Raw genomic sequence first — 16,276 nt, 5'->3', positions numbered from 1 at the left:
TGCTGCGCACGACGCCCCTTCACCCCTTTTGATTTAACAAATCGGGATCAAAGGGACTGCGTCCCTTTGTGGGGTTCGGGGCAAAGCCCCGCAAAATACCCCAATCAAATCATCCGCCCCGATGCCATCCACCCCGTCCCGCACCCATATTTCCGGCTCCGGTATTTCCCCATCCGACATTCCCACGCCCGGTATTGCCCGCACCGGTATTTCCCCAGCCCACGCCGCCGTTAACGCTGCCGCCAGACCCTGACGCCCCGCCCGGGCCGCCCTGCTGCCCGGACGTCCCGCTGTTCTGCGCGCCATTTCCTGAGGAAGTTCCGTTATAATTGCCACCATAGCCGCCGCCATACATGCCCGGCGAGATGACCACCTGCGTCGGAGGCGGAGGATAGCCTTCATAGGAGTTCGCCGGAGGAGCAGGCTGGCTTCCGGCTGAATAATCCCAGTGCGCCTTGTTGCGCGCCGGATCGGTCGAATAATCCTGCGCCAGGGCCTGTCCGGACAGGCAGACCAGACCGGTCATAAGGCCAGCAAATTTCCACATGCTCCGGTATCCCTCTGAACAGATGCAGCAGGATACAGAAAAAGCCTTAAGTCTTTATGTTTTATGAAGACGCGTAATCCCGCCGCTGATGCCGGAACAGGAAACAATCAGCAAACCGGGATCAAAGAGACTGTGTCCCTTTGCGGGGCTCGGGGCAGAGCCCCGAAACCAGCCAGTATAACCGTAAGGGGAGAGCAGGGCGCTGCCCTGCACCCGAAAGGGGCCGCAGACCCCTTTCCCCATTCAGGCCCGGACCTCACTCAGCCGGAACGTAGACCTTGTTCCCGGCCTCACGGAACTCCCGGCTTTTCTCCTCCATGCCGGCAATCCGCTGTGCATCGTCACGAATGTCCTGACTGATCCGCATCGAGCAGAATTTCGGACCGCACATCGAGCAGAAATGCGCCGTCTTGTGCGCCTCTTTCGGCAGGGTTTCGTCATGATAGGCTCGCGCCGTGTCCGGATCGAGCGACAGCTTAAACTGATCCTCCCAGCGGAAAGAGAACCGGGCACGGCTCAGCGCATCGTCCCGCAGCTTCGCCGATGGATGGCCTTTCGCCAGATCGGCTGCATGGGCGGCAATGCGATAGGTGATGACGCCGGTTTTCACGTCGTCGCGGTTGGGCAGGCCGAGATGCTCTTTCGGGGTGACATAGCAGAGCATCGCCGTGCCGAACCAGCCGATCATGGCGGCGCCGATGGCGGACGTGATGTGATCATAGCCGGGGGCGATGTCGGTGGTCAGCGGGCCAAGCGTGTAGAACGGCGCCTCGTGGCACTCGCGCAGCTGCTTGTCCATGTTCTCTTTGATCTTGTGCATCGGCACGTGGCCGGGGCCTTCGATCATCACCTGACAGCCCTTCGCCCAGGCAATCTTCGTGAGCTCGCCAAGCGTTTCCAGCTCCGCGAACTGCGCCGCATCGTTGGCGTCCGCGATGGAGCCCGGACGCAGCCCGTCACCCAGTGAGAACGACACATCGTATTTGCGCATGATGTCGCAGATGTCTTCGAAATGCTCGTAGAGGAAGCTCTCGCGATGCTCCATCAGACACCAGCTCGCCATGATCGAGCCGCCACGCGAGACGATGCCGGTCACACGCTCCGCCGTCAGCGGAATATGCGCCAGACGCACACCGGCATGGATCGTGAAGTAATCCACACCCTGCTCAGCCTGTTCGATCAGCGTGTCACGGAATACCTCCCATGAAAGTTTGCTGACATCCCCGCCAACTTTCTCCAGCGCCTGATAGAGCGGCACCGTCCCGATCGGTGTCGGCGAATTGCGCAGGATCCAGTCGCGGATGTTGTGAATGTTGCGACCGGTGGACAGATCCATCACCGTGTCCGCACCCCAGCGGATCGACCAGACCAGCTTTTCGACCTCCTCCGCCGCCGAGGAGGTGACAGCCGAATTCCCGATATTCGCATTCACCTTCACGAGGAAATTGCGGCCGATGATGACCGGCTCCAGCTCCGGATGATTGATGTTCGCCGGAATGATCGCCCGTCCGCGCGCGATTTCGTCACGCACGAATTCCGGGGTGACGAATTCGGGGATCGCCGCGCCGAAATCCTCACCGTCCTTCCGGCGCACGGCGGCGCCTTCCGCCGCAGTCAGGCGACCGAGATTTTCGCGATGCGCCACATAGATCATCTCCTCGGTGACGATTCCCGCGCGGGCGAATTCGTACTGCGTCACATAGGGGGCGTCTCCGCCTTCGAGCACGCTGTGGGACGCGGGACAGGGCGCCACGAGGCGGTCGCCGGTGGCGCCGCCATTGTCTTCCGGCCGCACCGCGCGCGGTGTCGCCTTCACAAAGCCACGCTTCGCCAGCCATTCCGCGCGCACCTTCGGCAGACCGGCTGCTACGTCGATGACGACGTCCGTATCCGTGTAGGGGCCGGACGTGTCATAGAGGCGCAGGGGGGCTTCGTTCGCGGACGGATCGAGCGCGATCTCGCGGAACGGCACGACGATTTCAGGGTGCCCGATCGGGCTGGACCAGACTTTGCGTGAGCCCCAGACCGGACCTGTGGTGACTTTTCCGGGCTCCGGGGGGTGCGAAGAGGCGACCGGTTTTTCGGGGTCGTTCGGTGCTATGTGGTTCATGAAACTGTCCTCGCGTCTGTGCGAGGAACGGGTCAGGCCCGATATACTGTCGTCGCGCCCGGAAGCGGTTCCGGGACGCCACGACTCCGCTTCGTGGCAGGACCAGTCCCTCCGCCGGTATAAACCGGATCAGGTTCCCCGGACATCGGTTCCGACATCCGGCAGGGTCGCCGCGCTTGTCCTGCTGCAGGAGCATAGCGGCCTCTCAGCTCCTTGACGGAGCCCCCCTTGGTGCCTTTATGAGTCGCCTTAGTCGCCCGGACTGTCAATCACTTCCGTTCAGGGCGGGTATGCAGAGCCCGAGTCTCACGGAGAATTGTGCCGGCGATGACAGGAGCTCCGAATTTTGCCGATATTTCCTGTGGTCTGATTTTCCGGCGGTATGAGCGGTGGAAACAGGCATGGTCCGGTCGGCAGGATGATGGTGATACTTGTGGAAATATTATGAGCAATCCGTCATTGCCGGATGAAAAAAAGACGCCGGAGTTAATGTCCGGAGCGATCGGACGCCAGCCCGATGGTTTGTAACATGACGAAAGAATTAAATATTGTTCATTTAAACCTGACCTGAAATATGGTTATCTCTTTTCCATCACTCATATTGCACGGGAGGGCAGAAGTCCGATTTTTCCAGGTCTGATAGAGTCTGAGGTCAGCTTTTCGTCTGAAATCAGCGGTTTTCTGCCTTAACTTCCGGTCTTTACGGAAACAGTGCGTGCCTGATGCGCGCCCCGTCTGTCTGAATGACAGGCATTTCGTCTGTTTCCGTCGCGGTAACCCTTCTGTGGTTAATCGCTTTTATGACCAGGTGCATTTCCGCACCGCCCGATCGTTTCGATCGTTCCTCATAATCCGCGTCACACGCCTTATCCGGCGTAAGCGGAGCGCATTTCTCCTGCCTGTGAACTGCGTTGTCTGAGGCCAGCCATCCCAAGATTCCGGATCGTGCCCTGTGAGGCGTGTTCCGGAGAACTGCAGCCAGTTTTGAAACTCCGCAATCCGGTGGAGGTTCTTTCAGTATAACGGTTGCCTGCGTAAAGAGGAGCATCTCCCCTTGACACAGACAGACCCTCTGTCAGCTCCGAAGCTTCCCTTCGCGGAACGCCTCGGTATTCCCGCCCCTTTGTTCTGGGGCTTTGTCGGCCTTCTGTTCTTCATGATCGGTGACGGTGTCGAAGCCGGTTACCTTGCTCCGTATCTGGAAGGACACGGCATTACGTCGCGCGATACGGCGTTTCTGTTCACGATCTATGGCGTGACAGTGTCCATCTCGGCATGGATGTCCGGCCCGCTTTCCGATCTCTGGGGCCCGAAACGGGTTATGTGGATCGGCCTTGCCATCTGGGCCGTGTTTGAAGTTGTCTTCCTCGCGGGTGGTGTCGCCACCGGCAGCTACCCGCTCATGCTGTTCGCCTATGCGATGCGTGGTTTCGGATATCCGCTGTTCACCTATGGCTTTCTGGTATGGATCGCCGCGGCGACACCGGCACGGATGCTCGGCTCTGCAGCGGGCTGGTTCTGGTTCGCCTTCTCCGGCGGTCTGCCTACTCTTGGCTCCCTGTTTGCCAGTTTCGCCATTCCGGTCATCGGAGAAATGTCAACGTTCTGGGCTTCGCTCGGCATGGTTCTCATTGGCGGCCTCATGGCGCTGCTTCTGACGAAGGAGCCAACCGGCAGCAAACGTCTGGCTCCGAAAGATGTTGCGCCGGCAACGATCTTCTTCAGCTCGCTCAGCATTCTGTGGCGTGAGCCGAAGACGTTCATCGCCATGATCGTCCGCACGATCAACACGTCGTCGGAATATGCGTTTCTTGTGATCATGCCGGCCTTCTTCACGAAGGTTATCGGATTTTCGCTTTCGCAATGGCTGCAGCTTCTGTCGATCGTGTTCCTGTCGAACATTCTCGTCAATCTGCTTTCGGGCATCTTCTCTGATCGTATCGGGCATCGCACGGTTGTGGCTGTCGGTGGCGGGATCGGCGCGGCGCTCATGGTTCCGGCGTTCTATTATGTTCCTCAGATGTATCCGGGGAACTTCTTCGTCGCTGCCGTGATCGGCGCACTCTATGGCGCATCGCTGGCGGCGTTCGTTCCGCTCTCCGGTCTGGTGCCGCAGATCTGTCCGAAAGAGAAAGCCGCGGCTCTGTCGGCTCTGGGTCTTGGCGCCGGTGCCAGCACCTGGGTTGGTCCGGCCATTGTTACGTGGTTTGAGTCCTGGCGTGGCATTGAGGGGATCATCTGGATCTTCTCGGGGCTTTATGTGGCGTCGGCGCTCATGACTCTGGCTCTGACGGTATCACCTGAGGCGCGCCGTCATCTTGAAAAGATGGCAGCCCGTGACCGCAAGGCGACGAAAGCGGCCGCCCGCGGTGATATCGCCGATGAACTGGCTCTCGGCGAACGCGCCTGAGCCTGAAGGGTGTATGCAGGGCTCTGCCCTGGCACCCGGAAGGGGTCGTCACGCAAAAGCGCGCTGCGCGTGACAACCCCTTCACTTCATTTAATTTAACAAACCGGGATCAAAGGGACTGCGTCCCTTTGTGGGGTTCGGGGCAAAGCCCCGAAAGCCCGCTCGTATTGCTGGCCACCCTGTATGCGTATCACCTGAAACCGCGTGATCTCGCCTACCAGACCTTGCCGTAAGCTGGTCCGACCGTCGTTCCGAAACCGGGACCATATCCTGGTCCGACGCCACCCCAGGCGTCCCAGTCCCAGGCCGGATCGGACATCGTTTCCGCGGAGAGCCGTTTCTGCTCGATCAGCTGCTGTTGCTGCTGATAGCTGCGATAGGCGTCATAAGCCTTCTGATCCCCCACATACAGGCATCCGCATGCGACCGGATCCGCGAACAGATACGTCACTTTACCGCTTGTCTCGTGCCTGACGAAATGGTGCGGCGGCAGATGTTTCAGCATCTCCTGCCGTGTGGGGGTGTCAGCGGCTTTCTGCACGAAGCCGGCGGCGACCAGATGATCGTCCTTCAGTTTCATGGAGCGGGGATCTGTCTGACACGCCGCAAGACCGATGGTCAGAATGCCACTTGCCGCTGTCAGCGCAATCCGGCGGGACCGGGATAAAATCGTCTTCACATGGATCGTCCGAACTGTGACGGGAAAATTGTTATCGCGACGTTATAATAGTCTTTCCGGGCGGACCACCCTGCAGAGTTTTCCGGACGAACGATTGCGGAATGTCGTCTTACGCCGCAAAAACATCCGGACGCAGAATCAAGGAGGCCTCATGACCCAGACCGCTATCCGGCTTGATGAAAGCTGGCGTGAGGCTCTTCAGACGGAATTCGACGCGCCCTACATGAAGGCGCTCAGAGAATTTCTCGTGGCGGAAAAGAAGGCCGGCAAGGTCATCTTTCCAAAAGGATCAGATATATTTCGCGCGCTGGACCTGACGCCTCTGGGTTCGGTGAAGGTCGTCATTCTCGGGCAGGACCCGTATCACGGCGACGGGCAGGCCATGGGGCTGTGCTTCAGTGTGCGGCGGGGCGTCAGGATTCCGCCGTCTCTCGTCAATATTTACAAGGAAATGCAGGACGACCTCGGTATTCCGCCTGCCCGGCATGGTGATCTCACGCACTGGGCGAAGCAGGGGGTTCTGCTCCTCAACAGCGTTCTGACTGTCGAGCGTGGACGGGCCGCGTCCCATCAGGGCAAAGGCTGGGAGCGGTTTACGGATGCGGTGATCGCCCGCGTCAACGATCAGGCCACGCCGGTCGTCTTTCTGCTGTGGGGTGCGTATGCACAGCGCAAGGCGTCCTTCGTCGACACCACCCGGCATCTCGTGCTGAAGGGACCGCATCCGTCCCCGTTTTCCGCGCATAATGGCTTTTTCGGAGGTCATTATTTCTCGAAAGCCAATGCGTTTCTTGAAGAGCATGGTCTGAAGCCGATCGACTGGCGGCTGCCGGAAGACCCGGCTGAGGACTGACGCCGGAGAACACCGGGCTCTGATCCGCAGGAGACCCGGCATCAGAACTGTGTCGCTGGTCTCATTCCGGCTTTCCTGCAAAACCCCGGACCAGATCAGATCACGTAAAACCGGACCAGAACCGCATGCAGGGTGACGATGATCGAGACGATCATGCAGACCGGCACCAGGGCGGTTATCGTATTCCGGGCAGGCTGAGGAAGCACGAAACGCTGTCCGGCCGGAAGCAGAAGCGGGAGAAACGCCAGTAGCGGCAGAAAATACCGCCCCTGAACACCGACGATGTATGTCTGCCCGACGGGCGTAAAAGTAAGATATTCGAGCAGGAAAATCAGCGTGACAGAACCGGCGAGCAGAACAGCAAGACCGCTCTGCCAGAGCACGCCGGCCGGCCTGACCGCTGGCAGCGGGCGACAGGACGTAAGGCACGCAGCACCGGCCGCGATCAGCGAGAGGCTGTAGAACCATTCCGGCAGTTGTGTGTCGCCCCAGCCGAGAACACCGACCATTTCCTTCCAGAACGGCATGCCTCCCATTCCCTGATGATCTGTCAGCGCGGCCACGGTCAGTTGCGGAATCAGGCCCGGATGATGCAGCAGATTCCGAAGCTGCAGGCCGGGCGAGGCCTGCCCCCAGAGCGGGACGATGACAAAGACGCGGACAATAACGGACCACAGGCCGATCACACCGATGGACGCGGCACAGAACCACAGAACACGACGCCGGCTGCGCCCTTCAGGCACTGCCGGCCACAGAAGAAGCGGAGCCAGCAGCAGGGGAGCATAAGCCGGACGTCCTAAAGACATCACGGTCAGACCTGCGAACAGAGACAGCTGTGTCCGCCATTCTGCGCAGGCCGGGCCGACACTGCTCAGAATGCGCAGCAGGCAGCACGCTGTAAGCGCCGAGGCGCAGATCATGAGACCATCCTGGCTGACCGCCGAGAAGAGAGACAGCGTCATCGGAAGAGACAGCACAACCGTGACAAAAGCGGCGGCGCTTCCGGCCAGAACAATCGCCAGCGTCGCAAGGCTCACGCACACCAGACCGTTCGCGAGGCGGCTCATTTCCAGAGCCCGCGTTACCCTTCCGACATGGAAAATTCTGGCGGCAGCAAGTCCCGCGACGGACGGCGCATAAAGAAGAGGGGAATAGATCGTCGTATTCGAAAAAGGCTGAAAGCCGCGCTCTCCCATCCTGATAGCCGCGCCCCGCGCGGTCATTTCGGCGCTTACTTTGACGTCGGGATGAAAACGGACAACGCCGTAAACAGCATCCAGCCGGTTGATGCCCAGATCAACCACGCCTCCCGACTGCGGAGGAACGGAATTCGTCCGCCTGGCGATCAGAGTGCCGGAAAGAATCTGGTCGGCACGGCTGAAATGATTGAACTCATCAGCATTTTCAAAAGGCGGAATCAGAAGAGCCAGCAGACTGACGGCCGTAAGCGCACAGAAGAAGTAAATCGCTGCAAGAATACGGGGCGTACTGAGCAGTGTCGTCACTGTCGAAACGAAAGTTCTGACCTGCTGCATTCTTTGTCCTCAGTTATGCCGCCTGACAGCGGTCCCGTTCATGTTTTCCGGGACACAGGAATATAGCCGGCGCCGTGTATTTCCGGAAAAACACATAGCCCCGTTCTCCACCGGATGACCGCCGCGGAAGCCTTCGGGTGGGAGGTATTTCAGATAATGTTATCAATGACCACAGGTCATCGGCGGTGATATCAGAGACGGATACCGGAAAAGATTTTCTGTACAGTTGAGGTCCGCGGCGACATGGCACGGATAAAAGGCTGCTTCAAGAGCCATAAATGCACAAAAACTCTCATAAAAAACTGATAATGTTATGCTTTTTGAGTCCTGATCCTCTGTTCGCATCAGCCAGGATCAGTACTTCACGATAAACATTTGATATAATTAATAAAAGTTTTTGGGTGCCGCCTTTTTCCAAAAGGGCGGCACCTTCTGAAGCTTTCCGAAAAAAGCTTCACCAGAAACTTCTTTATAATTTCAGGGAAGTTTCGCGAGAAAGATTTTTAAGTCGTCTCAGGACCTGAACCGGGACGGATGTCAGCGGCTCTGGTGCGGCATGTCCGCAAACAGCTATCCGGGACAGCACTCATGCGTTTCCGGGTCCGCATGAGTGCTGTCTGTGGCGAAACTTATTTCTTCGCGGCTTCCAGGGCCGCTTTAATCAGTTCGCCGGCGCGTGCCTTGTCGCCCCAGCCGGTGACTTTTACCCATTTGCCCTTCTCCAGGTCCTTATACCGGGTGAAGAAGTGCTCGATGGCCTGGATGGTGATTTCCGGCAGATCCTCGATTTTTTCGACCTTCGAGAATTCCGGGTGGACCTTGTCATGCGGCACACACAGAATCTTCTCGTCCTGACCGGCTTCGTCTTCCATCAGCAGCACGCCGATCGGACGGGCGCGGATCACGCAGCCGGGGACGACGTTGCGCGGCGTCAGCACCATGGCGTCCGCCGGATCGCCGTCAGCGGCGAGCGTACCGGGGATGAACCCGTAGGCTGCCGGATAGGCCATCGGGGTAAACAGGAAGCGGTCAACGAACAGCGCGCCGCTTTCCTTGTCGATCTCATATTTGACCGATGATCCCTGCGGGATTTCGATTACGACATTGATGTCGTTCGGCACGTCCTTGCCGGGGGAAAGTTTCGACACGTCCATCTGGCTGCTCCGTCTCAGATAAGGGCGGGGCGGAGCCTATCCGCGCAGCCCGGCATTGCCAAGCGGAAGCAGTCACCGCGCGGGGAGCCGATGCAATAATTGCTGCACATCATGTCTTGCAAAAAGTGTTGGGTTGAGCGAATCAGGGGTCGCCTGCGCGCCCGTAGCTCAACTGGTCAGAGCGGGCCGCTCATAACGGCTTGGTTGCGGGTTCAAGTCCTGCCGGGCGCAGGCACATCATGTCGCGGGTCTCTGCCTGACCGGCGTGGTCATGCGGCCTTCGGCGTCCCGGTCCTGCAACGACCGTTTTTCACCGCCCGTCTTTCAGGAGTTCGTCTCATGGCGCCCTATCAATATGTCTATGTGATGAAAGACCTGACCAAGGCCTATCCGGGCGGTCGTGAGGTCTTCAAGGGCATCACGCTTTCCTTCATGCCGGGCGCCAAGATCGGTGTGCTCGGTGTAAACGGCGCCGGTAAATCGACCCTGCTGAAAATCATGGCCGGGATCGACAAGGAATATGGCGGCGAGGCCTGGGCCGCTGAAGGCGTGCGGGTCGGTTATCTGGAACAGGAGCCGAAGCTCGATCCGAAGCTGACGGTCGGCGAGAATGTGGCGCTCGGCTTCGGGGATCTGAAGAAGGCCCTCGACCGGTTCAACGAAATTTCCATGAAATTCGCCGAGCCCATGGAAGAGGATGAGATGAATACTCTCCTCGCCGAGCAGGCCGAGCTGCAGGAGAAGATCGACGCCGGCGATGGCTGGGAACTCGACCGCAGGCTGGAAATCGCGCTGGATGCCCTGCGCTGCCCGCCGGCCGACAGTCCCGTGGACAAACTGTCCGGTGGTGAGCGTCGTCGTGTGGCGCTGTGCCGTCTGCTGCTTGAAAAACCCGATCTGCTGCTGCTCGATGAGCCGACCAACCATCTCGACGCCGAAAGCGTCGCCTGGCTGGAAAAGACGCTGCGCGACTACCAGGGCACTGTCATGGTCATCACCCATGACCGGTACTTCCTCGACAACGTCACCAACTGGATTCTCGAAATCGAGCGCGGCCGTGGCTATCCGTTCGAGGGTAACTATTCTTCCTGGCTGGAACAGAAGCGTAAGCGTCTGGCGCAGGAAGAGAAGGAAGAGAGTTCCCGCCAGCGTGCTCTCGCCGCCGAGCAGGAATGGATTGCTTCCAGCCCGAAGGCCCGTCAGACCAAGAGCCGCGCCCGTATCACCAAATATGAGGAAATGCTGGCTAAAAGCGCCGAGAAGACGACCGGCACGGCCGACATCGTCATCACGCCGGGTCCGCGGCTTGGCAATGTGGTCATTGAGGCCGAGGATCTCAGCAAGGGCTTTGGCGACCGTCTGCTGATCGACGATCTGAGCTTCAAGCTGCCGCCGGGTGGCATTGTCGGGGTGATCGGGCCGAACGGCGCGGGTAAATCGACGCTGTTCAAAATGATCACCGGGCAGGAGCAGCCGGACAAGGGTAAGCTGATCATCGGCGACACCGTGGAACTCGGCTACGTCGATCAGTCCCGTGACAGCCTTGATGACAACAAGAATGTCTGGGAGGAAATCTCGGGCGGTACGGACGTTATCTATCTCGGTAAGCGGGCCGTTCCGTCACGTGCCTATGTCGGAGCCTTCAACTTCAAGGGCGCCGATCAGCAGAAGAAGGTTGGCGTGCTGTCGGGCGGTGAGCGCAACCGCGTCCATCTCGCGAAAATGCTCCGCAAGGAAAGCAACGTTCTTCTGCTTGATGAGCCGACCAACGATCTCGACGTCGATACCCTGCGCGCGCTCGAAGACGCGCTGGCCGAGTATCCGGGCTGCGCCGTGATCATCACCCATGACCGCTGGTTCCTCGATCGTCTCGCGACGCATATTCTTGCGTTCGAAGGAGACAGTCATGTCGAGTGGTTCGAGGGCAACTTCGAGGCTTACGAAGCCGACAAGCGACGTCGTCTCGGGGACGCGGCCACCGAACCGAGCCGCATCAAGTATCGTCCGCTGGCGCGCTGAGTTTTCAGCGTCGTCCCGCTGACGGCTGAATAATAATCCCATCCGGATTTTATATCCGGACCGTGGAGATGACCCTGATGAGGGGTATTATTCAGGGTGCTGCCCTGAAATCCGCCAGAGGCCTGAGACCTCTGGCAACCATCCTGTTCAGTAAGCCGGAATGCGGGGACCTGTGGTCCCTGCCGGGTCCGGGCAGAGTCCGGATATCAGTCCGTGCGGCTTAATTCCCTTCGCACAGCCCGTCTCGTGCTGGATCCGGTGTCGTGGCGCGACATGGACGATATCGCCCGTCTGAAATCGGATGGCGGTGCGTTCGGCATGATGCTGGGCGGTGTACGAAGTCGGCAACAGGCTGAAGAAGAGATGGCGTCCGACATTTCCTGCTGGGCGCGGCATGGGTCCGGCATTTTTGCTGTTCGCGAAAATGGTCGTCTGGTCGGCATTACAGGTGTTCACGAACGCCCGGACGGGCGCGGTGTAGCGCTCCGTTTCGCGATCTATCCCTGGGCCGCGGGCCGTGGCCTTGCCCGGGAAGCGGCGGCGGCGGCGCTCAGACAGGCCCACGCGGCCGGCATTACCCGTGTGATCGCGATTGCCCGTGAGACCAACATCGCTTCCCGCAAGGTCCTTGGCGGCATCGGGATGCGGGTCTGCGAACGTTTTGAACGCGACGGTCATGAAATGCTTGTTTTTGAAAGTGATCTGACGGAACAGGCTGACCCGCGCTGAATCCGGGGGCTGTCTCATACCCGAACGGGCATCCGTTAATTACACTAAATAACCGGGATCAAAGGGACCGCGTCCCTTTGTGGGGTCCGGGGTAAAGCCCTAGGAGAAAAGAGTATAAATACAAAAAAGCTGTGACGGATTTCTCCGCCACAGCCTCTTTATAAACCCTGACGTCGCGACAATCAGGCGCAGAGGCGCGCCTGCTCTTCGGACGTTTCGAGGAGATACGGACCGGCCGCCGCAATGCGGACTGTCAGCATGGCCTTCGTATCCGGTGTCCGGGTGCCCAGATCCAGAATGGCCTCACCAGCCGTCCAGCGGCAGTCCGTATTTTCCAGCCCGTGCCAGCCAATGGCCGGGCTGCCATCGAGATGGCTCCGGATGGTGCGACGGACACTTCCGTCCTGAAGTGTTACGTCACCCACCAGCACGCCAAGCTGGCGACGATCATCGACGAACGGTCCGACGACCCCGGCCGGGCTGGACGTGCGCGACAGGATACGGATCTGCGTGACGTTCTCCGGCACTTCGATCGTGACGACTCCGTTCCGGTCATTGAGCCGGCGCAGGGCAGTTCCCTGCAGAGTTTCGAACCGAAGCTCCGGCTTACGGGTTGTTGCCCGGTGTGCGGGAGCCGCAAGCGAAAGAACGCTTGTTGCGCGGGCCAGAATCCGCTGGTGGATGGGTTCGGCGACATCTCGCTGCGTCAGGAGCGGTGCGGCGGCGTCATCGGCCCAGTTCAGTGCGCGGGAGGTCAGGGATACGACCGGCCCTGCTGTGAAGGAGCGGCGATGACCGGTATCGAGATAGCTTTCTGTCGGCGTGTTCTCGGCGAGAATAACGCTGTGCTGTTCGGTCTCGACGTGGAAATACCGGTAGCTCTTAATGGTCCGGTCGTAGAAAATGCTTGCGCCATTCACGAGCATCCGGACCGGAACGAAACCGCCGTCAATGAAGAGGCAATGCTCCGGCGTTACCAGCAGGTCACGGGACGGCACGTTCTCCGCGATTGCGTCTTTCAGAATACGGACCGGATAGCCGGCATCTTCGTCATTCAGAGCCGGGTTCACCACGACATCGTGAGAGCCGATCCAGACAACCGGGCGGGTCGCCTCGGTGGCGCCGGAGACAATCAGCTGATCGCCGACCACCAGGTTCTCTACGGCCACGTCGCCGCGATCGGTGCGGATCAGTGTGCCTGCGAGGAAGCAGACATCCGTGGAGGCTGTGTTAATGAGCCAGTCGCCGTATGCATCCTGGCTGAAAGACGAGTTGCCCGGCACAAAACCCGGCGCCAGATTGACGTGGCCCAGCACGTCGGTCTGACCATTGCTGAGTCCGATGGACAGTGTGTAGCTGCCGTCAGCATTCTCGGTGTAGACCGCTGAAACCGGTTTTGCCCCGACATCGGCGTCGATCGCGAAATGTGTGTTCGCGCTGACGTTGTTGAAGACGGTTGTAATACTCTGAGAATCGCCGCTCAGAACGACCGTATTGGACGAGTTGTCGAAATTGATCGTGCCCGTGCCACTGAACTGCGCTCTGTAAAGAGTGCTGCCATCCTTCATGTCGATGGTGGGAAGGTCGATCCGGATCGGATTATCCGGTGTGCCAAAAGAGGAGTTGTCGAGAACCAGCGTGCCGCCGCCGGAGAGATGATTGCTGTCGACAACAACGTTGCCGTCATTATTCGTGATGGTCAGTGTGCCGTCAATCGCACTGACACCACCGAGTTCGACACGGGCGGCAGTATCGATATTCACCTGACCGTTATCGCGGATTTCGATCCCGGCTGTAGAGAAGACATAACTCTCCGGGTTCTGACCGGCGGGAGCGGTAATTGTCAGCGTTGCATTGCTGAGCACCGAGAGACTGACAAACTGCCCGACATTCGCCTGATTAAAGACGACATAAAGGGGATTATCCGCCGTGCCCTGCAGGGTTCCCTGATAGCAGCTGTCTGACTGCGGGATAGCCCCCAGTTCCCAGTTCGCAGGGTCGGACCAGTTCGCAGGATCAGTCGCTGTGCCGGTACCCGTGAAATGGTCGTTCTGGACACCGTTATGATTGACGTAACCGCTCGTCGTATATGTCTGATCATCACCGGTCTGTTCAGCTGTCGTCGCGATCTGCTGCAGCTGCTCATGCGTCGCGGAGGTCGTGTAATCAGGTGACGTTCCCGCTGCGTTCTGATCGGTGATGATGTAATCACCGGCGGTGTCCTGGGAAATCGTCGCTGTTCCGGGGACAAAGCCACTGGCCGTACTGATGTCAGACAGAGTCAGGCTATTACCATTCGACAGCGTAATAATCAGGGAATACGTGCCGTTCCCATTGGCCGAGAATGCCGCATTGACAGGTGTTACGCCGTCATCACCGTTGATCGCGAAATGCGAATTCTCCGATACGCCGTAGATGGGCGATGAAATCGTTGCGTCATTGCTTTTCAGGACCAGGGTATTGCTTGTGGCCGGATCAAAGGTGATCGACGCGCCTGCGGCATCCAGACCTGAATAAAATGTGCTCCCATCCTGGAGAGTTACATTCATGCCCTCGACGTCGATCGGTGTTTCAGCGCTGCCCAGTGTCGAGTTTACGAGATTGAGCTGACCGGCACCGTTCAGTGAATTCCCGTCCAGAACAACTTTACCCGGGTTATTTATGATGGTGACGGTACCACCACGAATTTCGTTAACCAGACCCAGCTCGACCGGAGCGGATGTATCGATAATCAGCTGACCTGTCGGGGCGATCTGCATTCCATATGTGGAAAAAACATAACCGGAATCGTCCGAATCGCTGGCCGCCGTAATTTTCAGCGTTGCATAATCACCGATTGTCAGAGAATGGATCTGCCCGTACGAACTGCCATTCGCAACCGCGAGCGCCGGATCTTCGGCCGTTCCGGTGATATTTGCTTCCTGGCAGGTATGACTCTGCGGCAGATCGCCATTTGACCAGTTTGCCGGATCGTAAAAATCGTTGGAAGAAGTTCCATTCCAGTACGTCGTCGCCATTCTCAGCAGACCCTTATTGCCCGGAACATGCCCGCTTCAAAACACGCAGTACATGCCTTTCGGCAGACGGAATGTTTAAGGCGAACTGCTCGTTAATCTTAACGTGACAATATTATACACATGTTATTAACCATCATCAAATCGCCGTGATCATTCATCAATTTTACGTGAATGTGTTGAGAGATTTTGTGCTGATTTAGACAGACTATCATAATCGATATGCTGTCATCAGAGTAAGATCGTTTATAGTTGGCGGCAGTCTGAATAATAGTCAGACTGCTATCATAATGCGACCATAATGCGACAAATTGTTGTAGGTTTCTATTCTTTAGATATTTTTTTTATCTCATACGCCGGATTGGCGAAGTCCTGGCTGCCGCTGCAGAAAAATATCCTTCGATTCGTCCCGCCAGTGTACTCAGATAATACCTTGCCTGAGCCGGCCTGCCACGAAGCAGGCTTAAAAAAACACCCCCCAGGGGACGAATGGCAAACGTTGCCACAAGGGGCAGCGACGCATTATTTTTTCGTAAAACATAACCCATCCCGCGAGCGTAACTCCTGGCCCGCTTACGGCCCACAATCTCAGATTTATCCGGATGCATGACAAGAAGATCAGTGTCAAAATATCCGCGAGCACCACTCTGCAGAAGACGTAGCCCGAGATCCTGACCTTCAGCAGCCACGAAATAGCAGCCTGGCCCCATATTTGGGTCGAATCCGCCAGTCTTCTCGTACAGATCACGACGAATAAACATGTTAAACTCTATAAGACCCGTCCATATAGTATTCTTATTCAGCCATGTACTCCTTTTTAACCAGCGCCCCGTCCGCGTCCTGCTGCCCTGACAGTTGACCACGGCGCCGGTGAGAAAACCCAGTTCCGGGTCTGCCCGGAAATGCCTGTCAACCAGGGACAGTGTATCGGGTCTGTAAATGCAGTCATCATCCGGAAAGGCAATGATGTCTCCGGACGCCTGCGCTGCGCCAACAGCACAGGCGTACCGGCACTTCCGGACATTACTGCGTATATGCAGAAGAGACAGATGTCGGGAATAGGTTTCTATGACCTGATCATAGAGATCGCTGCCGCTCTGATCGACAATAATCACTTCCAGATCACTGAACGACTGATGGACCAGGCCTTCGAGAAAGTTCCCCAGATCCACAGGGCGATCCAGAGTCGGAACAATAAGAGAAAAACGCATGAGTTACACAAACGA

The 16,276-nt window shown here is 58.1% G+C and carries 12 protein-coding genes, 1 tRNA gene and 1 pseudogene; 7 read left to right on the top strand and 7 right to left on the bottom strand.

The genetic code is table 11. The annotated features are described in order from the left end of the window. Positions 1 to 109 precede the first annotated feature (109 nt). Positions 110 to 547, bottom strand: coding sequence for a hypothetical protein (locus tag GOB93_RS21995; RefSeq protein ID WP_173583442.1), 438 nt, complete (start codon positions 545 to 547; stop codon positions 110 to 112). Between the two features lie 256 nt (positions 548 to 803). After that, on the bottom strand, positions 804 to 2,657 hold the full coding sequence (gene thiC, locus GOB93_RS10425; RefSeq protein WP_173583441.1) for a phosphomethylpyrimidine synthase ThiC: 1,854 nt from the start codon (positions 2,655 to 2,657) through the stop codon (positions 804 to 806). On the opposite strand from thiC, the gene GOB93_RS22380 reads away from it, so the two are divergent. After that, on the top strand, positions 2,656 to 2,874 hold the full coding sequence (locus GOB93_RS22380) for a hypothetical protein (RefSeq protein WP_456304265.1): 219 nt from the start codon (positions 2,656 to 2,658) through the stop codon (positions 2,872 to 2,874). The two genes, thiC and GOB93_RS22380, sit on opposite strands and share 2 nt — an antisense overlap. A gap of 837 nt (positions 2,875 to 3,711) precedes the next feature. Beyond that, complete coding sequence (locus GOB93_RS10420) at positions 3,712 to 5,067, top strand: MFS transporter (protein WP_173583440.1); 1,356 nt, start codon at positions 3,712 to 3,714, stop codon at positions 5,065 to 5,067. 214 nt (positions 5,068 to 5,281) lie between these two features. Here the strand turns inward: GOB93_RS10420 and GOB93_RS10415 are convergent, their stop codons facing one another. After that, positions 5,282 to 5,746, bottom strand: coding sequence for a hypothetical protein (locus GOB93_RS10415; protein WP_338422349.1), 465 nt, complete (start codon positions 5,744 to 5,746; stop codon positions 5,282 to 5,284). A 151-nt stretch (positions 5,747 to 5,897) separates the two neighbouring features. Between GOB93_RS10415 and ung the strand changes: the two genes are divergently transcribed. Next, on the top strand, positions 5,898 to 6,599 hold the full coding sequence (gene ung / locus GOB93_RS10410) for a uracil-DNA glycosylase (RefSeq protein ID WP_173583439.1): 702 nt from the start codon (positions 5,898 to 5,900) through the stop codon (positions 6,597 to 6,599). A gap of 95 nt (positions 6,600 to 6,694) precedes the next feature. Here the strand turns inward: ung and GOB93_RS10405 are convergent, their stop codons facing one another. Together GOB93_RS10405 and ppa are read right to left on the bottom strand one after the other, a co-directional pair. Next, positions 6,695 to 8,134, bottom strand: a complete 1,440-nt coding sequence (locus GOB93_RS10405) for a DUF2142 domain-containing protein (protein WP_173583438.1) — start codon at positions 8,132 to 8,134, stop codon at positions 6,695 to 6,697. Between the two features lie 629 nt (positions 8,135 to 8,763). Then, on the bottom strand, positions 8,764 to 9,288 hold the full coding sequence (gene ppa, locus GOB93_RS10400; protein WP_173583437.1) for an inorganic diphosphatase: 525 nt from the start codon (positions 9,286 to 9,288) through the stop codon (positions 8,764 to 8,766). Between the two features lie 157 nt (positions 9,289 to 9,445). On the opposite strand from ppa, the gene GOB93_RS10395 reads away from it, so the two are divergent. From GOB93_RS10395 to GOB93_RS10385, 3 genes are all read left to right on the top strand, one after another. After that, positions 9,446 to 9,519 (top strand) — tRNA-Ile (locus tag GOB93_RS10395). A 108-nt stretch (positions 9,520 to 9,627) separates the two neighbouring features. Further along, entirely contained in the window at positions 9,628 to 11,307 is a 1,680-nt protein-coding gene (gene ettA, locus GOB93_RS10390; protein WP_173583436.1) for an energy-dependent translational throttle protein EttA, read from the top strand. Between the two features lie 213 nt (positions 11,308 to 11,520). Next, entirely contained in the window at positions 11,521 to 12,036 is a 516-nt protein-coding gene (locus tag GOB93_RS10385) for a GNAT family N-acetyltransferase (RefSeq protein ID WP_173583435.1), read from the top strand. A 182-nt stretch (positions 12,037 to 12,218) separates the two neighbouring features. Here the strand turns inward: GOB93_RS10385 and GOB93_RS10380 are convergent, their stop codons facing one another. Next, entirely contained in the window at positions 12,219 to 15,053 is a 2,835-nt protein-coding gene (locus GOB93_RS10380; protein ID WP_173583434.1) for a Hint domain-containing protein, read from the bottom strand. Positions 15,054 to 15,351: 298 nt separating this feature from the next. Here GOB93_RS10380 and GOB93_RS21530 point away from each other — a divergent pair, with 298 nt between their 5' ends. Then, the gene (locus GOB93_RS21530; RefSeq protein ID WP_242010705.1) at positions 15,352 to 15,660 is read left to right on the top strand and encodes a hypothetical protein; all 309 of its coding nucleotides are present in this window, start codon (positions 15,352 to 15,354) and stop codon (positions 15,658 to 15,660) included. A gap of 37 nt (positions 15,661 to 15,697) precedes the next feature. Here the strand turns inward: GOB93_RS21530 and GOB93_RS10375 are convergent. After that, positions 15,698 to 16,261: pseudogene (locus tag GOB93_RS10375) on the bottom strand (glycosyltransferase family 2 protein); the annotation flags it as partial. Between the last annotated feature and the right edge of the window lie 15 nt (positions 16,262 to 16,276).

It is taken from the genome of Acetobacter musti (assembly GCF_011516835.1).
Taxonomy (GTDB): domain Bacteria; phylum Pseudomonadota; class Alphaproteobacteria; order Acetobacterales; family Acetobacteraceae; genus Acetobacter; species Acetobacter musti.
This window is presented reverse-complemented; position numbering and strand designations above follow the sequence as displayed.